We start from the raw sequence: 19,449 nt of genomic DNA on the forward strand, positions 1-19,449 counted from the left end.
ACCGGCCGCGCCCCGGGTCAGCTCTGCAGCACGCGCACCGAGCGGATGCTGCGCACGGGGAGGGTGCGCTCCACGTCTGCGGTGCGATCGCGCCCGCGCAGGCGCCCTCCGCCCAGACCGGACGCCTCGAGCGTCAGCTCGCGGCTCGATCCGTCGGGCATCGCGACCTCGACGAGCACCAGCGCGCGAGAGCGCACCGCGGCCTCCAGCTCGCGATCCAGCCAGGCCGCGTCGGCGTCCGGGCCGCGGTGCGAGCGCAGCCGGGCGATCAGCGCGGCGTAGGGCGCTCCGCCGGGTTCGGGCGCCGGTGCGAGCCGGCGACGCTGCGTGGCGATCGCGGCGCCGTCGCGATCGACGAGGGTCGCCGGATAGCGGGCATCCGACAGCGCCCAGGCGACCGTCTCGGCGCTCACACGGGACTCGAGGCGGTCGCCGTCGCGGATCAGCCCCAGCGGACGCAGGTTGCGGTCGACCTCGATGGCCTGCAGCAGATGCTCGTCGGTGCTCGACACCGTCGTGCCGCCGGTGGCGTCCGGGCCCACGCGCACCAGCCCGTGCCGGGCCGCGGTCTGCGCGACCAGGTACTCGAGCGGCTGCGGCAGAGGGGTCAGCGATACCGCGCGGAGGAACTCCAGGATGCTCTGCTCGCTCTCGCCGTCGATCATCGCGCGGGAGAGGGAGTCGGCCGTGAACCGGTAGGACGACGCCTGCGCGGCCGACTCGTGCTCGGTCATCGCGCGCAGCCTGTTGTCCAGCGCCGGCTGCAGCGGGCCGGGCGCGATCGCGGTGAGATCGTTCTGCAGGAACAGCCGGTCGACCTCCGTCGGCAGCAGGACGGTGAGTGAGGAGGCATCCGGTTGCGTGCCGCGCCGCAGGTCCGCGGCCCATTCCGGCTCCGTGTCCTCGGACGTACGCAGGCCCAGGAGCCCGGCGAGGACCCGCAGCCGCGCCGCGCGCGCAGGCCACTGCGGACTCCACGGGTAGGCGTCATCCCAGGCGGCCGGAGGCGTCCATCCGTCTCCCGAGCGGATGCCGCGGGGCAGCGCCGCGCGGAAGGCTGCGGCCAGCTGCGTCCAGCGCGCGCCGAACGATGCGTCCAGCCAATCCTCCGCTCGGGCCGTCACCCGCAGTTCGCGGTCGACGGCGCGGACCAGACCGGTCATCTCGGCCAGCTCGCGAAGATCGTCGAGGTCGCCGACGGAGGGCAGGCGGCGCTTCTCGGTGGCGCTCAGGGTGCCGGTGGCGACCAGCGCCAGCGGCGTGGACCGCGCGGCGAGCAGCAGATCCGCCAGCGCTGCCACGGTGGCGAAAGCGCGTTCCGCGGCCCGCGCGCTCTCGCTGGTCGTCGCGGGGGGATCGGCGCGCTGCGCATCGTCGCCGACGGGCGGATGCGCGAGGGCGGCGGCTGCGACGGGCGGGGACAGGTGGTCGTCGCCGTCGACGAAGCCGAGCGCGGCGAGGGCGGGGAGGGCCCCCGGCGCGGGATGGCCCTGCGCCGCGTCGTGCAGCATCCTGGCCTCGTCCCGGGTGAGGTCTGCGAGCCCGCGCTCGATGGAGCCCGGCTCCAGCAGCGCCTCGGCGGCGTCGAAGAAGTCCCCCCAGCCCGCATCGGCTCGCACCCCGCGCACGCGCAGCAGCCTCTCCAGCTGCGCGTCGCTCGCCGCGGCGAGTCTGTCGGCCAGCGGGCGCGCGTGGGTGCTCATGGGCTAGGAGCGCCTGCCCGCGCGTCCCTTGCGCACGAAGGTGATGATGAGCAGCGCCATGATCAGCACGAAGGCGAGGGGCAGGCCGAACAGCGGCAGTGCGGCGACGAACGGCCAGATGCCGGTGCCGAACGAGGCCTGGTCCATGCCACTGGCCGTGCCGATGATGATCGCGAAGAAGCTGATGATGGAGGCGGCTGCGAGGATCAGCGCCGCGTACGCCAGGTATCGATCGAGCCGACCCGCGGACGGCTGGGGGCTCTCGTCATGCTTGCTCATCGGTCCCAGCGTATCTCCTGGCCGAGCGGCGGGACGGGTAGGCTGGAGGTGTCGCGCCGCCGCGCGACGACTTCACATCCCACACAGCGAGGTTTCTCCCATGCCCACCGGCAAGGTCAGGTTCTACGACGACGAGAAGGGGTTCGGCTTCATCGCATCCGATGACGGCCAGGACGTCTTCCTGCACGCCTCTGCCCTTCCTGCAGGCGTCACCGTGAAGAAGAACGCACGAGTGGAGTTCGGGCTGGCCGACGGCCGCCGCGGCCCGCAGGCGCTCTCGGTGCGGGTGCTCGATGCGCCGCCGAGCCTGGCGAAGGCCAGCCGCAAGCCGGCCGACGACATGGCGATCATCGTCGAGGACCTCGTGCGTCTCCTCGACGAGATGGGCGGCGACCTGCGCCGTGGCCGTTATCCCTCGGCGGGGCAGAGCCGCAAGATCGCCGCCGTGCTGCGCAAGGTCGCCGATGACCTCGACGCCTGACGAACTCGCCTCGGCCACCCGCGAGCTGGCGCTCGCGGCGCTGCACGAGGTCACCGCGCCATCCACCGTCGGTCCTGCTGCCGGCCACACCGTCGAGGACAGCGGCGCCGTGTCGCTGCGCTTCGAGAATCGACTCTCCGGCTACCCGGGGTGGTACTGGACCGTCAGCGTCGCGCAGGTCGACGACGCCGAGCCGACCGTGCTCGAGGTCGAGCTGATGCCCGGCGACGGCGCACTGCTCGCCCCCGACTGGGTTCCGTGGGCCGAGCGTCTGGCCGAGTACCGCGCGCACCAGGCCGAGCTCGCCGAGCAGGCGGAGGCGGCCGGTGACTCGGATGCCGATGCCGACTCCGACGATCCGGACGACGATCCCGATCATGACGAGTCCGACCTGCTGCACGCGGGCGACCTCGACGGGGTGGACATCGACGAGCTCGACGAGGATTCCGATGACGAGGACTCCGACGACGATTCCGAGGACGACTCCGACGAGGAGTGATCCGGCCCGCGGGCTCGGAAGGGCGCGGCTCTCAGCCCTGGCGCTCGAGGACGTAGTCGATCGAGGCGATGAGCCGTCGCACGTCGTCGGGCTCGATGGAGACGAAGGTCGCCACGCGCAGCTGGTTGCGGCCGAGCTTGCGATACGGCTCCGTGTCGACCACGCCGTTGGCTCGCAGCGTCTTGGCGAGGGCAGCGGCGTCCACGCTGTCGTCGAAGTCGATCGTGGCGACGACGGGCGAGCGGTGAGCCGCATCCGCGACGAACGGCGTCGCGACCTCGGATGCCGCAGCCCAGTCGTACAGCAGGCCGGAGGATTCGGCGGTGCGCGCCGCCGCCCAGCTCAGGCCGCCGGATGCGAGCATCCACTCCAGCTGGCTGTCCAGCAGGTGCAGGGTCGTCAGCGCGGGGGTGTTCAGCGTCTGCTCGAGACGCGAGTTGTCGAGCGCGTTCTTCAGGCTCAGGAACTCGGGGATGTACCTGCCGGAGGCGGCGATGCGCTCGATGCGCTCGACGGCCGCGGGGGAGACGGCCGCGAACCAGAGGCCGCCGTCCGAGCCGAGGTTCTTCTGCGGCGCGAAGTAGTAGACGTCGGCTTCGTTCACGTCGAAGTCGATGCCGCCGGCGGCGCTCGTCGCATCGATCACCGTCAACGCGCCGTCCGCCGCGACACGGCGCACGGGAGCGGCGACGCCCGTGGAGGTCTCGTTGTGCGGCCAGGCGTAGACGTCCACGCCCTCGACGACCTCGGGCGCGCTCAGCGAGCCGGCCGGCGCCTCGCGCACGTCTGGCGCGGTCAGCCACGGCGCTGCGGCCGCCTTGGCGAACTTGCCGCCGAACTCGCCGAAGGTCAGATGCTGGCTGCGCCGTTCGATCAGCCCGAACGCGGCGGCATCCCAGAACGCGGTCGATCCGCCGTTGCCCAGGATGATCTCGTAGCCGTCCGGAAGGCGGAACAGGTCCGAGATACGCGCACGCACGCTGGCCACGAGATTCTTGACCGGCGCCTGACGGTGCGAGGTGCCGAGCAGGCTCGATCCGACCGAGGCGAGGGCCTCGACCTGCGCCGGGCGCACTTTGGACGGACCGCAGCCGAAGCGTCCGTCGACGGGCAGGAGTTCTCGGGGGATCTCGATCGCCATGGCTCGATTGTAGGTGGCGGCCACAGTGCCCGAAGACGTGTGACGGCGTGCGGGGAGGGCGCGGAGGCCCGTCGAGTCCCGGGAAGGTAGGCTTGCCTAAGAACCTTCGGAGGGCACGCATGACCGACCTGATCGACACCACCGAGATGTATCTGCGCACCATCCTCGAACTCGAGGAGGAGAACATCATCCCGCTGCGCGCGCGCATCTCCGAGCGCCTTGGGCACTCCGGGCCCACCGTGTCGCAGACGATCGGGCGCATGGAGCGCGACGGCCTCGTCGTGGTTTCCGAGGACCGCAGGCTGGAGCTGACCGACGCCGGGCGCCGCAAGGCCGTGGACGTCATGCGCAAGCACCGCCTCGCCGAGCGCCTTCTCTCCGACGTGATCGGGCTGGACTGGGCCTACGTCCACGAAGAGGCCTGCCGCTGGGAGCACGTCATGAGCGAACAGGTCGAGCGCCGCCTGGTGGAGCTGCTGGGGCATCCGACCGAGTCGCCGTACGGCAACCCGATCCCCGGACTGGACCAGCTGGGCGACGTCGCGTCGCGCTCCTTCGACGAAGGGGTCATCGGTCTGGTGCAGAAGCTGGATGCGGCGGGAGCGCCGATCCAGGGCACGGTCCGACGCCTCGCCGAGCCGGCGCAGGTCGATCCCGAACTGCTCGAGCAGCTGCGCGACGCCGGCGTCGTGCCGGGCGCGCGGGGCGACTACCGCTACAACGAGGGTTACGTGCTGATCCGCATGGAGGGCAGCGAGGAAGGCCTCGAGCTGCCCGTCGAGCTCGCCTCGCACATCTTCCTCGTCGGTGAAAACGCCTGATCCTGGCGGTATTCCGAACCCGTGTGGACGATTGCCAGGTTCGGAGGGTGACAGAATCGTTATCTTCCGGTAACGTCGTGGGGGTCGCCGACGAAGAAGCCCGTCGGCGACGATCACGGAGATCGCCTCCCTGGCTCGTCGCCTCCGTGAGAAGTTCGCACAACGTGCCGTGTGACATACGTGCCCGAGAATCGACTATTGCTGACGAGCCTGCGCTTGCCCGAATGAGCGTGGAGGCGCAGGAGGAATCCCTTTTGGCCGCAGAAATCGTCACCGACAACGCTGAAGACCCGAAGAAGCCGGCACGACGTCGCCTCACCCGAACGGCGAAGACCCGATCCAGCGTGAAGCCCATGCGCACCGTCGCCATCTTCGCGGCCGTCGGAGCACTCGTCGCCGCAGTCGCACTCCCGGCCTACGCCGCCACCAAGCCCACCGACGCCGCCGCGGCGACGCTGCAGCAGATGGCCGTCGACGACGCCCAGTCGATCGTCGTGGCATCCGAGGCCACCTCCGCCCCGATCGAGCGCGGCGCCTACTCCGCCACCACGCCGGAGGAGATCGCCAAGAAGAAGGCGGAGGCCGCCGCCAAGGCGCGCGCCGCGGCCGCGGCCCGCGCGGCCTCCAGCGGAAGCCGCCTCAGCGACGCCGATCTGCGCCTGGTCGCGGCCGGCTCCGGACAGGTGCGCTATCCGCTTCCCGGCGGCTCCTATTACGTCAGCCGCACGCTCGGCAGCGGACACAATGGCGCGGACATGGTCGCACCGGCCGGCACTCCGATCTTCGCGGCCGCCGGCGGAGTGGTGCGCACGTCCTCCGAGAGCTACTTCGGCTACGGCGTCGCCGTCGTCATCGACTCCGTCGTGGGCGGTCAGCGCGTCTCCACCCTGTACGGGCACATGACCAACGGGACCCGCGCCGTCCAGGCGGGCCAGGTCGTGCAGCCGGGTCAGTTCATCGGCAAGGTGGGCAACACCGGCCGCTCCTACGGCGCGCACCTGCACTTCGAGGTCAAGGTGAACGGGTCGCTGGTCGAGCCGATCGGCTGGCTGCGCGTCAACGCGGGCTGAACCCGCAAGAGACACGTCGCGCGATCGTTCGCGCGCGGTTCCCTCTCCGTTCAGCCGGATGGGCTAGCCTGTACCCGTCGTCGTACGGGCGGGAGAAGCCGATGGATCTGATACCGGGCATCCGAACCATGGATGCGCTCGGTCATCGGATCCGACGGCTCCGTCCGCAGGGACGGCTCGGCGCCGCCGAGCACGAAGAGCGCTGCCGATAGGCGGCGCTCTTCTCATCCCTGCGACCGCCTGCTGTCCGTGCGGCGTCGTGTGAGTCGAGAGAGCCGGGAAGCCATCCCGGCCGGATCGAGAGGATGACGACGATGCGCACACTGGTCCTGAATGCCGGCTACGAACCGCTCACGGTGGTCTCGTTCAAAAGAGCGATGGTGCTCGTGATGAACGACAAGGCGAGCGTGATCGAGCACGTGGAGGACGATCCCGTCCGGGCGGGGCGCAGCGCCTACGAGCGTCCCGTCGTGATCCTGCTCACCAGATACGTGCGGGTGCCGTCAGCGCGTCGCCTGCCCGTGACCCGGCGCGGGGTGCTGCGCCGCGACGATCACCGATGCGGGTACTGCGGCAAGCAGGCTTCGACGATCGATCACATCCTGCCGCGGTCGCGCGGTGGTGCCGACAGCTGGCAGAACCTCGTGGCCTGCTGCCTGAGGTGCAACAACATCAAGAGCGACCGCACGCCCCAGGAGATGGGCTGGGAGCTGCGGATGACCCCGCGCCCGCCGCACGGGACGGCCTGGACCGTTCGTGGTGCGGAACGAGGGGACCCGCGTTGGGAGCCCTACCTCGCGCTCGCCGCCTGACGTGCGGTGTGAGCGCTGGTGCCCTCGACAGGATTCGAACCTGCGACCTGCCCTTTAGGAGAGGGCTGCTCTATCCGGCTGAGCTACGAAGGCCTGCCGGACAAGTCTAGCGGTGCGCCGGTTCAGGAACGTCAGTGCGCCGCGCGGTACGCCTCCATGACCTCTGCCGAGATGCGGCCGCGCTCGGACACCTGGTGACCGTTCTTCTTGGCCCATTCGCGAATCGCGCCCACCTCGGAGTCGCGCGAGCCGCGGCGGCGCGGAGCCGTCGACTTCGCCGTGCTCGCCGATGCGCGTCGCCCGGCCTCGATGTACGGCGCGAGAGCCGCGCGCAATTCCTCGGCATGAGCATTCGTCAGGTCGATCTCGTACGCCGTGCCGTTCAGCGAGAAATGCACGGTCTCGCCTTCTCCGACCTCCAGCAACGCGCCATCGATATCGTCAACAAGCTGGTGCACAATTCTTCGAGCCATGCCCATAACAATAGGTGCTGCATTCCCGCGCAGCAAGAATTGCGTTCGCGGACGGACGGCGTCACATTCAGAAACGCAGCGGGGGCGGGATCACGGAAGAAGGCCCGCGCGGCGCGCGCGTGCGACGGCGGCGTGGCGGGTGGAGGCATCCAGCTTCGCCATCGCCGTGCCGAGATAGGCCTTGACGGTCCCCTCGCGCAGACCCAGCTGCGCGGCGATCTCGGCGTTGGTGGCACCCACGCCGGCGCATGCGAGAACATCCAGCTCGCGCGGCGAGAGGTGCACGGTGGGGACGCTGCCGGTCGTCGGGGATCGCTCGGGCTCGGCGAAGCCGAGCAGACGTCGCTCGACCGCGGCGATCCGCTCGCGCAGGGCGTCGTCGGCGACATCGGATGCGATGCTGCGCAGCTCCGCGAAACTCTCGCGCAGGTCCTCGCGCTGCGGGGCAGGGACGCCGGATGCCGGCGTCGCTTCGCGCAGGCGGCGCTCGACCTCGTCGCGGATGCGCAGCTCGGTGGCGATGCGCTGGGCGACGCTCATCGCCGGCGCTGTCGTGACCCCGCCCACCTGGGACTCCTCCCACGCTCCGGCGTACAGGACGCCTCGAGGGCGCCCCTCCACGACGATCGGCAGCGCCAGGAGCGTCCGCAGGCCTTCTCCCAGCACGAACACGTCGTAGTCGTGCGTGATCTGCTGCGACGTGCGGTAGTTGTTCGTCATGCGCGGGCGCAACTCGATCATCGCGCGACCGCCGAGACCGCGCTCGGGGCGAACCTGAAGACCGTCGAGATGACGAGTGCGGTTGCCGACGATCGTGGTGACCTGGACCGTGCCGTTCTCGATCAGGCCGCCGAACGCGACGGGGAACCGGGTGCGCCGGGCCAGCTCGCGCACACCATCGGCGACGAGCTCCTCTGCGGATCCGATCTGCGTGGTCATGCGCGGGACTACCAACTTTCGGGGGTGACGGCCTCGTCCGCCCTTTTCGTAGCGTCGACCCTACCATCCGCGTGATGTCCTCACGCGGCACCGGACATGCGGGCAAGGAGGCCTCATGACACATCTGAACGACGGTGCGCCCCCGACGGGGATCGATTACATATCCGTCGAGGAATCGGCGCGTTTCCAGGGACTGAAGCGAATGCAGCGGTCTTTCGTCTTCCCTCTCGCCGTCTTCTTTCTGCTCTGGTATTTCGCCTATGTCCTGCTCGCTGCTTTCGCGACGGATTTCATGAGCCAGCGCGTCTGGGGTGACATCACCGTCGGATTGCTGTTCGGCCTCGGCCAGTTCGTGACCACGTTCGCGATCACGATGGCTTACGTGTCCTTCGCCAATCGGAAGCTCGATCCCGTCGCCACCGAGATCCGCGAAGAGCTCGAGAAGGCCGAGGCCGGCGCATGAGCGGCATCGTCCCCATGGCGGCGGAGGCCACCAAGAACGACCCGGTCCTGAACATCGCCATCTTCGGCGCGTTCGTCGCGGTGACGCTGTTCATCGTCATCCGTGCCAGCCGCAACAACAAGACGGCGGCGGACTACTACGCGGCGGGCCGGTCCTTCAGCGGAACCCAGAACGGGTTCGCGATCGCCGGCGACTACCTGTCCGCGGCGTCGTTCCTCGGAATCTGCGGAGCGATCGCGCTGAACGGGTACGACGGATTCCTCTATTCGATCGGGTTCCTCGTCGCCTGGCTCGTCGCGCTGCTGCTCGTCGCCGAGCTCATGCGCAACACCGGCAAGTTCACGATGGCCGACGTGCTGGCCTTCCGCCTCAAGCAGCGTCCGGTGCGCATGGCGGCGGCGCTCACGACGCTCGCGGTCTGCTTCTTCTACCTGCTCGCGCAGATGTCCGGAGCCGGCGGGCTCGTGTCGCTGCTGCTCGGCATCGACAACAAGGTCGGTCAATCGATCGTCATCGCCGTGGTCGGCGTGCTGATGATCCTCTACGTGCTCATCGGCGGCATGAAGGGAACGACCTGGGTGCAGATCGTGAAGGCCGTGCTGCTGATCGCGGGTGCGATCGCGATGACCATCTGGGTGATGGCTCTGCACGGCTTCAGCCTGAACAGCCTGCTCGAGGAGGCGGTGGCGAACGCGCCCGCCGGAGAGAAGATCCTCGGGCCCGGACTGCAGTACGGCGCCAACCCGCTCGACTTCCTGTCGCTGGGCATGGCCCTCGTGCTCGGCACCGCGGGGCTTCCGCACGTGCTCATGCGGTTCTACACGGTGCCCACCGCCAAGGAGGCTCGCCGCTCGGTCGTCTGGGCCATCTGGCTGATCGGTCTGTTCTACCTGCTCACCCTCGTGCTCGGCTACGGCGCCGGTGCGCTCGTCGGCCCCGAGAAGATCGCCGCGGCACCCGGTGGAGTGAACTCCGCGGCGCCGCTGCTCGCTCAGGCCCTGGGCGGACCGCTGCTGATGGGCTTCATCTCCGCGGTGGCCTTCGCCACGATCCTGGCGGTCGTCGCCGGCCTGACGATCACCGCCGCCGCATCGTTCGCTCACGACATCTACTCGAACGTGATCAAGCGGGGCAAGGACGGCACGGGCGCCTCCGATTCGGCGGGCGAGGTGAAGGTCGCGCGACGGACCGTGATCGTGATCGGCATCCTCGCGATCATCGGCGGTATCGGTGCGCAGGGACAGAACATCGCGTTCCTCGTGGCGCTGGCGTTCGCCGTCGCGGCATCCGCCAACCTGCCCACCATCCTGTACTCGCTGTTCTGGAAGCGCTTCAACACGCGTGGAGCGGTCTGGAGCATGTACGGCGGACTGATCGCCGCGATCGGGCTCATCGTCATCTCGCCGGTGTTCTCCGGCGGGGAGAAGTCGATGATCCCGGGGATCGACATCGCGATCTTCCCGCTCAGCAACCCCGGGATCATCTCCATTCCGCTGGGGTTCCTGCTCGGCTGGATCGGGACGATCACGGCGAAGTCGGCGGAGTCGAAGGCGCTCGCCGCCGAGATGGAGGTGCGCTCGCTCACCGGGTACGGCGCCGAGAAGGCGGTGGAGCACTAGAGGCGCGTCGCTCACCTCGATCACGCACCAGCGGAGCCCGGCGGCCTACTCGCCGGGCTCCGCCTCGTTCACGATCCCGACGCCGATTCGCGCTCGAGATCGAGCAGGAAGCGCTTCCTCTCCGGATGGGCGCCGTAGTGACCCGGGGACCCGTCGGAGCGGATCACCCTGTGCACCGGCACGATCACCGAGAACGGCGTCAGCCGGCAGGCCGTGCCCACGGCCCGGGCGGCTCCGGGGCTGCCCGCGACGACGGCCACCTCGCCGTAGCTCATCGTCTCCGCCCACGGGATGTCGCACACCGCCTGCAGGGCCGCCCGCGCGAAGCCGTCGACCAGCCGCCAGTCGAAGGGCACCTGCTCGTCGAAGCGGATCGGCCTGCCCTCGAAGTAGGCGTCCAGCAGGTGCGCCAGCTCGTCGGCGGTGCCCGGGGCGTACTCCGGAGTCTCGCCCAGCCGTCGGCTCACCCCTTCCAGCAGCCAGGGAACGCTCGGGTCCTCGGACTCCGACAGATCGAAGCTCACGATCCCCGCATCCGAGAAGACGGCCAGAGCGTCCCCGAACGGGGTCGGGATGAAGTCGTGGCGAAAGGTCATGTCCCCATCATCCTTCGTGCCCCCGCGCGGCGGGCCCGCCGATCCCGGCATCCGTGGACAAGCGAGACGAAACCGCGGATGTGGAGGACGTATGGCACCGCCCGCCCGAATCGGGGCGAAACCGCCCGGCAATACCGGCCGCCGCGCGTGTCGCGCCTAGGCTTGCAGTGTGTGGCGACGTGAAGCGAAGCGCGCCGAGGACGCGGGAGAGGACACCGCGGTGCACCTCGGAGAGCTGAGCGACTCGTCCACAGGAATCGACATCGCTCACGCTGCGGAGGCTCGACGCACCACGCTGCGGGCCGAGGCGGCGGATCTGGGCGGGGCGTCGCCGCTGGTCACCTTCGACGACACCCCCGAATCGGGCATCGACATCTCCAGGGCGCATCCCGGGAGCCTGCCCCAGTTCATCACCGGCCGTTCGACGCTGCTGTCCAACCTGTTCCGGGACGAGGTGGGTCTGCGCAGCGCGCGGATGGCCGCCGAGCGGATCACGGCCCGCAGCACCGAGCTGCGCACGGTACGCGGCATCGACGCGGTCCGGCTCGCGGTCGGGCTCGCGCGCTGGCGCGTCGGCGGTGCGGAGTTCTCCGCGCCGGTCCTGCTGCGTCCGCTCGCGATCCGCCGTCATCACGCCGACTTCGAACTCAAGCTGCAGGGCGCCTTCGAGGTGAATCCTGAACTGGTCCGCGCCGCGCGCGATCATTTCGGCCTCACCCTCGACGCGTCGGGCCTGGCCGCCCTCGCCTACGACGGCGGCATCTTCAAGCCGCAGCCGGTGATCGACCAGCTGCGCGCGCTCACGCACTCCATCGACACCTTCGCCGTGCATCCGCGACTGGTGGTCTCGACGTTCGCGGATGTCGCCGGGGCGATGGTGCGGGACATGGTCGATCTCGATCATCCCGTCCTCAATGCGATCGGCGGGCACGCCTCAGACCGCGAACAGATCTCGACCCGGCGTGCGGCGCCCGTCGTGAGCGGTCCGGACGATCGGGCGCCCGCCGCCGAGATGCTGCTGCTGGATGCGGACGCCGAGCAAGAGAAGGTGCTCGCGCGCATCGCCGACGGACAGTCGCTGGTCGTCTCCACGCTTCCGGGCACGGGTGGCACGCAGACGGTGATCAATGCGCTGGGCGCATTCGTGCGCGCGGGCAAGCGCGTGCTGGTCGTGTCGACCCGGCGCTCCACGCTCGACGGGGTGCGCCATCGCCTCGCCGGGATCGGACTGGAGGGGCTCGCCGTCTCGCCCATGAGCGTACGACGCGATCTGATCCGAGCCATCGCGCGCAACGAGAAGTCGACGCAGCCCAAGGCGACCGAGGTCGATGAGGCTCTGGTGCGACTGCGCACCGTGCTGCGCGACTATCGCCGGGCGCTGACCGAACCGGTCGGGCGCACCGGCGCATCCGTGCTCGACGCGACGCGTCAGCTCACCAGACTCGCCTCGCTGCCCGTGCCGCCGTCCACCGGAGCCCGGCTGACCGTCCAGACGCTGGAGCGACTCGCCGACGACCGCGGCGCGGCCGCGCAGGAGCTGACCCGGGCGGCCAGGCTCGGGGAGTTCCGCTTCGGACCCGACGATTCGCCCTGGTACGGGGTGAGCTTCGAGAGCACCGAGGCCGCGCAGGCCGCACACGCGCTCGCCGGAGAACTGCACGGCACGGCGGTGCCCGCGCTGCTCGAGCGCGGCTACGAGCTCATCGCGCAGACGCGCATGCGGCCGTTCGCGACGATCGACGAGCTCGGCGAGTATCTGCAGCTCCTGCGCGGCATCCGCGACTCGCTCGACCGCTTCAGCCCGACCGTCTTCGAGCGCCCACTGGGCGAGCTGATCCAGGCACACGGGTCTCGCCGCGACGCTCCGGGCATGTCGTCGGCGAATCGTCGCCGGCTCAAGCATCTGGCGCGTGAGTACGTCCGTCCCGGCGCGCAGGTCCCGGAGATGCACGAGGCGCTCCTGCGCATCCAGCAGCAGCGCGCCCAGTGGCAGCGATACGTCGACGCCGGCGTCGCGCCGCAGGTGCCCCTCGGCCTCTCCGACGTCCACGTCGCCTGGCAGCGGGTGTCGGCGCAGCTCGCCGACCTGGATGCCGCGCTCGGGCGCAAGGAGCCGCTGGCGACGCTGCCGGTGGCGCGTCTGGTGCGCACGCTGTCGGGGCTCGCCGCTCGCTCCGCCGTCTTCGACAACCTCGTCGAGCGCACCCAGATCCGCGACTCGCTCACCGAGATGGGGCTGCGCCCGCTCCTGTCGGATCTGTCGGTGCGCCACGTGCCCGAGGACCGGGTGGCCGACGAGCTGGAGTTCGCCTGGTGGCAGTCGCTGCTCGAGCGGGCGCTGCAGGACGACCGCTCGCTTCTGGGCGCCAACACCTCGGTGGTCGATCGGCTGGAGCGCGACTTCCGCCTCGTCGATGAGGCTCACACCGCGATGGCGGGGCCGCTGCTGGCCTGGACGCTCGCCAACCAGTGGCGCATCGCGATCGTCGATGAACCCGAGCAGGCGACCAACCTGCGCCGCGCTCTGAAGCAGGGCGAGGCCAGCACGGCCGAGATCGTGTCGGCGGCCCCCGATCTCGTGCGCGTCCTCGCGCCGGTCTGGATCGCCTCGCCGTACGAGGTGCCCGAGATCCCGGATTCCATCGAGTTCGACGCGGTGCTGCTGGTGGATGCCGCCGCTGTGAACCTGACCGAGGCGACGCCGGCCATACGCCGGGCGCGTCAGGTCGTCGCCTTCGGCGACCCGGTCACGCAGCGGCCGACACCGTTCACCGTCGCCACGCTCCCGGATGCGGAGTGGGAGGCGGAGGTGCCCTTCGACGACGTCTCGGTGTTCGAGCGCCTCGCGGAGCTGTTCCCGGTGTGCACCCTCACCCGGAGTTATCGCGCCGGCGGGGAGGACCTCGCCGAACTGATCAACGACGCCTTCTACGGTGGGGAGATCGTCTCCCTTCCGTGGGCGGGCTCGTATCTCGGCCGCGGGAGCCTGACGGTCGACTATGTCGAGCGCGGCGTGGGCGCGCCCGATCCCGAGACCGGTGCGGTGGAGAGCCCGGATGCCGAAGTCGCCCGCGTGGTGACCCTCGTCGTCGAGCACGCCGTGAACCGTCCCGCGGAGTCCCTCATGGTCGTCACGGCCAGCCGGCGGCACGCGGAGCGCGTGCGCGCGGCCGTGGCATCGGCCTTCGCCGGGCGCTCCGACGTGGCCGACTTCGTGGGCCGCGCCACAGCGGAGCCGTTCGCGGTGCTGACGCTCGAGGAGTCCGTGGCCGAGAGCCGCGATCGCGTGATCTTCTCCCTGGGCTTCGGCCTGACCAAGCACGGCCGTGTGCTCAGCGACTTCGGCGACCTGTCGCAGGAGGACGGCGAGCGGCTGCTGACGGTCGGCATGACCCGCGCCCGCCGGTCGATGGTGATCGTCTCCTGCATCCGCCCCTCCGCCTTCGACGAAGGACGTCTCGAGCACGGTGCATCCACGCTGATGTCGATCCTCGGAAGCCTGGCAGCCCGTGGCCGTGAGGCGCGCCTCGAAGACCTGGCCGACCCGCTCACCCTTGCGCTCGCTCGCGAGCTGCGCCGGCTCGGCGCCTCGGTCGACGTCGACTACCGCGGCCTGCTGCCTCTCGTGGCGCAGCACGACGGCCGCGCCGTCGTCATCGAGTCCGACCCGGAGTCGCGGGACGAATCGCTGCGCGAGAGCCTGCGTCTGCGTCCTCAGGTGCTGCGGCGGCTCGGATGGCATTACGTGCGCGTGCACGCCTTCGATCTGTACAGCGATCCGTCGACGGTCGCCAGGCGGATCGCCACAGTGCTCGGAATCGGGGAGGACGCCGTCCGCGCCGACCACGACACCCAGCCGCTCGATCTCGATGACTGACCGGGAGGAACGGCAGCGGATCGTGCGCGTTCCGGGCGCTCGCCGCGCCCGGCTGACGCCGGTGGAGGGCACCACGGCCGAACCGCACGAGCGCGACCGACGCGTCGCGGCGGCGACCGAGGGCGATCGCGGGCCCAACGACGAGCGGATGCTGAGGGAAGTCCCTCCGCACTACTGACGCGCAGAAGACAGAACGCCCCGCTCCCGGAGGAGCAGGGCGTTCTGAATGTGAGCGACCTCTCAGGCCACCTCGTCCTTGCGGAGCAGGTCGCGGATCTCGATGAGCAGCTCCTGCTCGGTGGGCAGGGTGTCCTCCTCGACGGCCGGGTTCTTCGCGGCCTGACGCTCCTTGTACTTGTTCATCGGGACGACGAAGACGAAGTACACGACGAGGGCGACGGCGAGGAAGCTGATCACGGCCGTGATGAGGTTCCCGAGTGGGAAGGTGACCGACTGGCCGTAGATGCCGGTGAGCTCCGGCCCGACCTTGCCATCGTCTCCCGGCTGGTAGAAGAGAGCGACCAGCGGATTGATGATGCTGTCGACGACGGCCGTCACGATCGCCGTGAACGCGCCGCCGATGACGACGGCCACGGCCAGGTCGATGACGTTGCCCTTGGTGATGAACTCCCTGAAACCTTTGAGCATGACTTCCCCCTTGGGTGTTGAGCGGCCTCAGCTCGAGGTCGCGGCCTTCGCGGGCGCCGGATTGGAGCCGGTCGAAGAATCCGCCTTAGATGATGCCGAAGTCCCCGCCTTCGCACCAGCATCTCCGCGCGAGTCGGTGCGATAGAAGCCCGAGCCGTTGAATGTCACCCCGACCGCGCCGTACTGCTTGCGCAGCGCGCCGCCGCACTCGGGGCAGATGGTCAGCGAGTCCTCCGAGAAGCTCTGCACGGCGTCGAAGCGGTGCTCGCAGGCGGTGCAGGCGTAGGCGTAGGTGGGCATGGAGCGCTCCTGTCAGTTCCGCGCGGGCGACAGCGTGATGGTCTGCGTCGGGGTGACGATGCCATCCACGGGCTGGTCGTGGACCTCGCGCGGCAGCGAATCGAGTACTTCGGAATCATAGATCACCGCGTACACGGGAGGGCATCCCTGCATCGATCCGATCGTCTTGTCGAAGAAGCCTCGACCCCAGCCCAGCCTCGTGCCCGCACGATCCACCGCCGCGGCGGGGATGATCATGAGGTCCACGTCACCCACCGCGATGGGACCCAGCACCTCGCCGGTGGGCTCCGGCAGGCCGAACATGCCCTCGGCGGTCTCGCCGGTCTCGTCGGCGACGGCCCAGTCGAGCAGGCCGTCGGCCCGCGTGATCGGCAGCAGGACCCGGATGCCGCGGAGGACCGCCTCGCGCACGAAGTCACGGGTGCCCGGTTCGGTCGTCGTCGACAGGAAGCAGGACACCGAGCGCGCGTCGTGAGCACGGATGAGATCGTCCAGCTGCGCGGCGATGCCCGCGGCGGCCGTCTCGCGCTGCGCATCGGAGAGCAGCTGCCTGCGTTCGCGCAGCTCTGCTCGAAGCGCCCGCTTCTGCTGCTCTGCTTCGGTCGGCATCCCTCGATCATACGGTGGCGATCCCTCCGGCCCTGCGGGCGCCGCGGCTATGCTGACCGGATGAAGAAGATGAAGGCGGTCATCCCGGCGGCGGGGCTGGGGACCCGCTTCCTTCCGGCGACCAAGGCGATGCCCAAGGAGATGCTGCCGGTCGTCGACAAGCCGGCCATCCAGTACGTCGTCGAAGAGGCGGTCAGCGCAGGCATCGACGACATCCTCGTCATCATCGGACGCAACAAGAACGCGATCTCGGATCACTTCGACTCCGTGCCGGAGCTCGAGGTCAGGCTGCAGCAGAAGGGCGACCACAGTCGCCTGGAACGGGTCATGAAGTCGAGCGACCTCGCCGACATCCACTTCGTCCGGCAGGGTGAGCCGAAGGGCCTGGGGCATGCGGTCCTGCGCGCCCGCACCCACGTCGGTGACAGCTCGTTCGCGGTGATGCTGGGCGACGACCTCATCGACGAGCGGGACCCGCTGCTCACGGAGATGATCGCGGCGCACGAGCGCACCGGCGCGGCGGTCGTGGCGCTCATGGAGGTGCCGGAGGAGAGCATCCACCTGTACGGCGTCGCCGCCGTCGACGACGCCGGCGAGGACGGCACGGTGCGGGTGACGGGCCTCGTCGAGAAGCCCAGCGCGCAGGACGCGCCCTCGCGCCTGGCCGTCATCGGCCGCTACGTGCTGCCTGCGGCCGTCTTCCCGATCCTCGAGCGCACCCCGCCGGGCAAAGGCGGTGAGATCCAGCTGACGGATGCTCTGCAGGAGCTCGCCACCGACCCTGACGGTCCTGGCGTGGTCGGAGTGGTGTTCCGCGGTCGCCGCTACGACACCGGCGACCGGGTCGATTACATCAAGGCCATCGTCCAGCTCGCCGTGGATCGCGACGACCTCGGTGCGGAGCTGCGGCCCTGGCTCCAGGACTTCGCCGGCCGCGTCTAGCCGACGGAAACGCCATGCCTCTCGACACGTCCGACCAGATGCAGCACGGTCCCGTCGGCGTGCGGCTGATCCGCACACGCGACGCCCGCGTTCTCCAGCGCGAGCTGCTCACGAACCGCTCCTGGCTCCAGCCCTGGGAGGCGACGATCCCCGGTGGCGTCTCCACCTTCGACATGCGCGTCAGCATCCGCCGACTGCTGCAGCAGCACCGGGACGGCACCGGTTTCCCCTTCGTGATGGAGTACGACGGCGAGGTCGCCGGACAGCTCAACATCTGGGGCGTCGCGCGCGGCTCGCTGTGCTCGGCGACCATCGGCTACTGGGTCAGCGAGCGCTTCGCCGGGCGGGGGATCACCCCCACGGCGGTGGCACTTGCCACGGATGCGGCGTTCCAGCGCTACGGTCTGCACCGGATGGAGATCTGCATCCGACCGGAGAATCAGGCGAGCCTGCGCGTCGTGCACAAACTCGGGTTCCGCTACGAGGGCCTGCGGCGTCGCTACATCCACATCGACGGCGACTGGCGTGACCACCACGCTTTCGCACTGACGCGGGAGGACGTGCCCGGGGGAGTGCTGGCCCGCTGGGTGCAGGGCAGCGTTCCCCCCGACGCGGGAGCGGTTCCCGCCGGGATCTGAGATCGTCGGCGCGACACGCGTCCGACGAACCGCGCCGCGGGTGATCGGTCGCCTACCGTGGTCACTATGGACGGGCCGGTGCTGAGTGGGGGCGTGATCGTCGTCGTCGCCGTGCTGCTGTGGGCGCTGTACTTCCTGCCCAGCTGGCGCGGTCGCCACCAGTACTACGCCGCCGAGCGCAACGCCGTGCGACTCAACCAGGCGCTGCGAGTGCTCGCCGAGACCAGCGAGACGCCCGAGGAGGTGCGGTTGGAGCTGACGACGCGCACGGCTCTGCAGCAGCAGCGCCTTGCCCGGAGAATGCAGACCGAGAAGGAGAACGCGGAGCTCGAGCGCCTGCGCCGGGAACTGGCGGCCACGCGCCGTGACCCGCTCATCCGTCAGGCCAGGGCGCGTCGACGTCTGCGGCTGACCGCCTCGATCGTCGTCGTGATCGCCGCGACCATGACGGCGCTCGGTCTCTGGCAGTACCTCGCCTTCGGTTCGTGGCTGCTGGGTGCGTCGGGCATCGTCCTGTCGGCGCTCGCCGTCGCGGCACTCGTCCAGATGGCGCGCGTGGCGCAGCGCGCCGGGCTGCGGGTCGGGCAGGAGCGCACCTCCGTGACGGCGGAGCGGATGTCGCCGCCGCTGCACGACCAGGGCCCGGCCGAGTGGACACCGCGTCCCCTGCCGCAGCCGATGGTCGCGGTCGCCGGCTCGCGCGCGCAGGCTGCACGGGCGCAGATCGACGCACAGGAGGAGCGCCGGCGTGCCGAGCGCGGAGCCGAACTGCGTCGCCGCGCCGAGGAGCTGGCTCCGCCTGCGCCGGCTCCGCTGCCGACGAGCGCCGAGGCGGCCCGCTCGGCGGAGTCGCCCTACGCGAGGATGGGCGTGGTCGACGATGCGGAGATCGAGGAGCACGTGCGCCGGATGCTCGCGCGTCGAGCGACCGGCTGAGTGCGTGATAACCTAGCTGAGGTTCACGGGCCTATGGCGCAGTTGGTAGCGCGCCTCGTTCGCATCGAGGAGGTCAGGGGTTCGAATCCCCTTAGGTCCACAGCATCGCAGAAGCCCCGGGCAGTCGCCCGGGGCTTCTGCGCGTTCCGGGGCGTCCCGCCGCGTGACACGCCCGGGATGCGCCGGTGATTTGCCGGGCGGTGGGGATCCGCGTAAGTTATTACCTGTTCGCCCCAAGCGGTTGAGCGGAAGGCCGGAAGGCCTGGCTCCCCTCCAAGCAGCGAACCAGCCTCACTCCTCGGATCACCTGGTGATGCGAACGGGCCTCTGGCCCGGGGAGCGCGGCAGTCCCGCCGGGAACGTCGATTTGACAGGCTCGCCGAGACGGATAAGATGGAACGGTTGCCTCGGAAGCGGGGCTGCGGTCCAGCCCTGGTCCTCACGGTGCGTCGATTTGACAGCCTGGCCGGGGCGGATAAGATTGTGAAGTTGCCCTGCGCGTCCTGCCTGGTTGGTGGGTGTGTGGGTGCGTCCGATCCTTGAGAACTCAACAGCGTGCACTTGTCAAATGCCAAATTATCCTCGTCCAGCCCTGTGGGGTTG

At 69.9% G+C, this 19,449-nt stretch carries 21 protein-coding genes and 2 tRNA genes; 13 read left to right on the forward strand and 10 right to left on the reverse strand.

Annotated features, from left to right (window positions below; genetic code table 11):
• Window positions 1–17: 17 nt before the first annotated feature.
• Both ACFWHT_RS13680 and ACFWHT_RS13685 read right to left on the reverse strand, forming a co-directional pair.
• A complete protein-coding gene (locus tag ACFWHT_RS13680) occupies window positions 18–1,703 on the reverse strand; it encodes a helicase-associated domain-containing protein (protein WP_378829425.1) in 1,686 nt (561 codons plus the stop codon).
• Window positions 1,704–1,706: 3 nt separating this feature from the next.
• On the reverse strand, window positions 1,707–1,982 hold the full coding sequence (locus tag ACFWHT_RS13685; protein ID WP_378829428.1) for a multidrug ABC transporter ATPase: 276 nt from the start codon (window positions 1,980–1,982) through the stop codon (window positions 1,707–1,709).
• 100 nt (window positions 1,983–2,082) lie between these two features.
• Between ACFWHT_RS13685 and ACFWHT_RS13690 the strand changes: the two genes are divergently transcribed.
• Together ACFWHT_RS13690 and ACFWHT_RS13695 are read left to right on the forward strand one after the other, a co-directional pair.
• A complete protein-coding gene (locus ACFWHT_RS13690) occupies window positions 2,083–2,463 on the forward strand; it encodes a cold-shock protein (RefSeq protein ID WP_378829430.1) in 381 nt (126 codons plus the stop codon).
• The gene (locus ACFWHT_RS13695) at window positions 2,447–2,962 is read left to right on the forward strand and encodes a DUF3027 domain-containing protein (protein ID WP_378829433.1); all 516 of its coding nucleotides are present in this window, start codon (window positions 2,447–2,449) and stop codon (window positions 2,960–2,962) included. The genes ACFWHT_RS13690 and ACFWHT_RS13695 overlap by 17 nt, the downstream gene beginning before the upstream one ends.
• A 31-nt stretch (window positions 2,963–2,993) precedes the next feature.
• Here ACFWHT_RS13695 and serC read toward each other — a convergent pair whose 3' ends face one another.
• Window positions 2,994–4,103, reverse strand: a complete 1,110-nt coding sequence (gene serC, locus ACFWHT_RS13700; protein ID WP_378829435.1) for a phosphoserine transaminase — start codon at window positions 4,101–4,103, stop codon at window positions 2,994–2,996.
• Between the two features lie 119 nt (window positions 4,104–4,222).
• Here serC and ACFWHT_RS13705 point away from each other — a divergent pair, with 119 nt between their 5' ends.
• The 3 genes from ACFWHT_RS13705 to ACFWHT_RS13715 all read left to right on the forward strand — a co-directional run bounded on the left by ACFWHT_RS13705 (window position 4,223) and on the right by ACFWHT_RS13715 (window position 6,806).
• Entirely contained in the window at window positions 4,223–4,924 is a 702-nt protein-coding gene (locus ACFWHT_RS13705) for a metal-dependent transcriptional regulator (protein WP_378829438.1), read from the forward strand.
• Between the two features lie 254 nt (window positions 4,925–5,178).
• Complete coding sequence (locus ACFWHT_RS13710) at window positions 5,179–5,994, forward strand: M23 family metallopeptidase (protein ID WP_378829439.1); 816 nt, start codon at window positions 5,179–5,181, stop codon at window positions 5,992–5,994.
• Window positions 5,995–6,308: 314 nt separating this feature from the next.
• Window positions 6,309–6,806 carry an HNH endonuclease gene (locus ACFWHT_RS13715; RefSeq protein WP_378829441.1) on the forward strand — a complete coding sequence of 166 codons (498 nt, stop codon included), beginning with the start codon at window positions 6,309–6,311 and terminating at the stop codon, window positions 6,804–6,806.
• A gap of 16 nt (window positions 6,807–6,822) precedes the next feature.
• Here the strand turns inward: ACFWHT_RS13715 and ACFWHT_RS13720 are convergent.
• From ACFWHT_RS13720 to ACFWHT_RS13730, 3 genes are all read right to left on the reverse strand, one after another.
• A tRNA-Arg gene (locus ACFWHT_RS13720) sits at window positions 6,823–6,899 on the reverse strand.
• A gap of 38 nt (window positions 6,900–6,937) precedes the next feature.
• Complete coding sequence (locus ACFWHT_RS13725) at window positions 6,938–7,279, reverse strand: Lsr2 family protein (protein WP_378829501.1); 342 nt, start codon at window positions 7,277–7,279, stop codon at window positions 6,938–6,940.
• A 90-nt stretch (window positions 7,280–7,369) separates the two neighbouring features.
• The gene (locus ACFWHT_RS13730) at window positions 7,370–8,218 is read right to left on the reverse strand and encodes a LuxR C-terminal-related transcriptional regulator (RefSeq protein ID WP_378829443.1); all 849 of its coding nucleotides are present in this window, start codon (window positions 8,216–8,218) and stop codon (window positions 7,370–7,372) included.
• Window positions 8,219–8,333: 115 nt separating this feature from the next.
• On the opposite strand from ACFWHT_RS13730, the gene ACFWHT_RS13735 reads away from it, so the two are divergent.
• On the forward strand, window positions 8,334–8,681 hold the full coding sequence (locus ACFWHT_RS13735) for a DUF485 domain-containing protein (protein ID WP_378829445.1): 348 nt from the start codon (window positions 8,334–8,336) through the stop codon (window positions 8,679–8,681).
• Window positions 8,678–10,300, forward strand: coding sequence for a cation acetate symporter (locus ACFWHT_RS13740; RefSeq protein ID WP_378829446.1), 1,623 nt, complete (start codon window positions 8,678–8,680; stop codon window positions 10,298–10,300). The genes ACFWHT_RS13735 and ACFWHT_RS13740 overlap by 4 nt, the downstream gene beginning before the upstream one ends.
• A gap of 68 nt (window positions 10,301–10,368) precedes the next feature.
• Here ACFWHT_RS13740 and ACFWHT_RS13745 read toward each other — a convergent pair whose 3' ends face one another.
• Entirely contained in the window at window positions 10,369–10,896 is a 528-nt protein-coding gene (locus ACFWHT_RS13745; protein ID WP_378829447.1) for a methylated-DNA--[protein]-cysteine S-methyltransferase, read from the reverse strand.
• 169 nt (window positions 10,897–11,065) lie between these two features.
• On the opposite strand from ACFWHT_RS13745, the gene ACFWHT_RS13750 reads away from it, so the two are divergent.
• Window positions 11,066–14,773 (forward strand): AAA family ATPase, encoded by a 3,708-nt coding sequence (locus tag ACFWHT_RS13750; protein ID WP_378829449.1) that lies wholly within the window; start codon window positions 11,066–11,068, stop codon window positions 14,771–14,773.
• Window positions 14,766–14,951, forward strand: coding sequence for a hypothetical protein (locus tag ACFWHT_RS13755; RefSeq protein WP_378829450.1), 186 nt, complete (start codon window positions 14,766–14,768; stop codon window positions 14,949–14,951). The genes ACFWHT_RS13750 and ACFWHT_RS13755 overlap by 8 nt, the downstream gene beginning before the upstream one ends.
• Window positions 14,952–15,013: 62 nt before the next feature.
• On the opposite strand, the gene mscL is transcribed toward ACFWHT_RS13755, so the two are convergent.
• Genes mscL through ACFWHT_RS13770 form a run of 3 tightly spaced genes read right to left on the reverse strand, consistent with a single transcriptional unit; the run spans window position 15,014 to window position 16,330 of the window.
• A complete protein-coding gene (mscL, locus tag ACFWHT_RS13760; protein ID WP_378829451.1) occupies window positions 15,014–15,421 on the reverse strand; it encodes a large conductance mechanosensitive channel protein MscL in 408 nt (135 codons plus the stop codon).
• A gap of 27 nt (window positions 15,422–15,448) precedes the next feature.
• Window positions 15,449–15,721 carry an FmdB family zinc ribbon protein gene (locus tag ACFWHT_RS13765; RefSeq protein ID WP_378829452.1) on the reverse strand — a complete coding sequence of 91 codons (273 nt, stop codon included), beginning with the start codon at window positions 15,719–15,721 and terminating at the stop codon, window positions 15,449–15,451.
• A gap of 12 nt (window positions 15,722–15,733) precedes the next feature.
• Window positions 15,734–16,330, reverse strand: coding sequence for a 5-formyltetrahydrofolate cyclo-ligase (locus tag ACFWHT_RS13770; RefSeq protein ID WP_378829454.1), 597 nt, complete (start codon window positions 16,328–16,330; stop codon window positions 15,734–15,736).
• A 60-nt stretch (window positions 16,331–16,390) separates the two neighbouring features.
• On the opposite strand from ACFWHT_RS13770, the gene galU reads away from it, so the two are divergent.
• From galU to ACFWHT_RS13790, 4 genes are all read left to right on the forward strand, one after another.
• Window positions 16,391–17,272, forward strand: coding sequence for a UTP--glucose-1-phosphate uridylyltransferase GalU (gene galU, locus ACFWHT_RS13775; RefSeq protein WP_378829455.1), 882 nt, complete (start codon window positions 16,391–16,393; stop codon window positions 17,270–17,272).
• A 38-nt stretch (window positions 17,273–17,310) separates the two neighbouring features.
• Complete coding sequence (locus tag ACFWHT_RS13780; RefSeq protein WP_378829503.1) at window positions 17,311–17,910, forward strand: GNAT family N-acetyltransferase; 600 nt, start codon at window positions 17,311–17,313, stop codon at window positions 17,908–17,910.
• A 66-nt stretch (window positions 17,911–17,976) separates the two neighbouring features.
• Window positions 17,977–18,846, forward strand: a complete 870-nt coding sequence (locus ACFWHT_RS13785; protein ID WP_378829456.1) for a hypothetical protein — start codon at window positions 17,977–17,979, stop codon at window positions 18,844–18,846.
• Between the two features lie 27 nt (window positions 18,847–18,873).
• Window positions 18,874–18,946, forward strand: a tRNA-Ala gene (locus tag ACFWHT_RS13790).
• The last annotated feature ends 503 nt before the right edge of the window (window positions 18,947–19,449 follow it).

It is taken from the genome of Microbacterium sp. NPDC058342 (assembly GCF_042723935.1).
Lineage (GTDB): Bacteria > Actinomycetota > Actinomycetes > Actinomycetales > Microbacteriaceae > Microbacterium.

Coding starts and splice junctions, on each gene's coding strand:
- ACFWHT_RS13770 (WP_378829454.1), bottom strand. CDS start 16,330: ATGCCGACCGAAGCAGAGCAGCAGAAGCGGGCGCTTCGAGCAGAGCTG.
- ACFWHT_RS13690 (WP_378829430.1), top strand. CDS start 2,083: ATGCCCACCGGCAAGGTCAGGTTCTACGACGACGAGAAGGGGTTCGGC.
- ACFWHT_RS13780 (WP_378829503.1), top strand. CDS start 17,311: ATGCAGCACGGTCCCGTCGGCGTGCGGCTGATCCGCACACGCGACGCC.
- ACFWHT_RS13735 (WP_378829445.1), top strand. CDS start 8,334: ATGACACATCTGAACGACGGTGCGCCCCCGACGGGGATCGATTACATA.
- ACFWHT_RS13715 (WP_378829441.1), top strand. CDS start 6,309: ATGCGCACACTGGTCCTGAATGCCGGCTACGAACCGCTCACGGTGGTC.
- ACFWHT_RS13705 (WP_378829438.1), top strand. CDS start 4,223: ATGACCGACCTGATCGACACCACCGAGATGTATCTGCGCACCATCCTC.
- ACFWHT_RS13695 (WP_378829433.1), top strand. CDS start 2,447: ATGACCTCGACGCCTGACGAACTCGCCTCGGCCACCCGCGAGCTGGCG.
- serC (WP_378829435.1), bottom strand. CDS start 4,103: ATGGCGATCGAGATCCCCCGAGAACTCCTGCCCGTCGACGGACGCTTC.
- ACFWHT_RS13725 (WP_378829501.1), bottom strand. CDS start 7,279: ATGGCTCGAAGAATTGTGCACCAGCTTGTTGACGATATCGATGGCGCG.
- ACFWHT_RS13755 (WP_378829450.1), top strand. CDS start 14,766: ATGACTGACCGGGAGGAACGGCAGCGGATCGTGCGCGTTCCGGGCGCT.
- ACFWHT_RS13745 (WP_378829447.1), bottom strand. CDS start 10,896: ATGACCTTTCGCCACGACTTCATCCCGACCCCGTTCGGGGACGCTCTG.
- ACFWHT_RS13680 (WP_378829425.1), bottom strand. CDS start 1,703: ATGAGCACCCACGCGCGCCCGCTGGCCGACAGACTCGCCGCGGCGAGC.
- ACFWHT_RS13730 (WP_378829443.1), bottom strand. CDS start 8,218: ATGACCACGCAGATCGGATCCGCAGAGGAGCTCGTCGCCGATGGTGTG.
- ACFWHT_RS13785 (WP_378829456.1), top strand. CDS start 17,977: ATGGACGGGCCGGTGCTGAGTGGGGGCGTGATCGTCGTCGTCGCCGTG.
- mscL (WP_378829451.1), bottom strand. CDS start 15,421: ATGCTCAAAGGTTTCAGGGAGTTCATCACCAAGGGCAACGTCATCGAC.
- ACFWHT_RS13765 (WP_378829452.1), bottom strand. CDS start 15,721: ATGCCCACCTACGCCTACGCCTGCACCGCCTGCGAGCACCGCTTCGAC.
- galU (WP_378829455.1), top strand. CDS start 16,391: ATGAAGAAGATGAAGGCGGTCATCCCGGCGGCGGGGCTGGGGACCCGC.
- ACFWHT_RS13685 (WP_378829428.1), bottom strand. CDS start 1,982: ATGAGCAAGCATGACGAGAGCCCCCAGCCGTCCGCGGGTCGGCTCGAT.
- ACFWHT_RS13740 (WP_378829446.1), top strand. CDS start 8,678: ATGAGCGGCATCGTCCCCATGGCGGCGGAGGCCACCAAGAACGACCCG.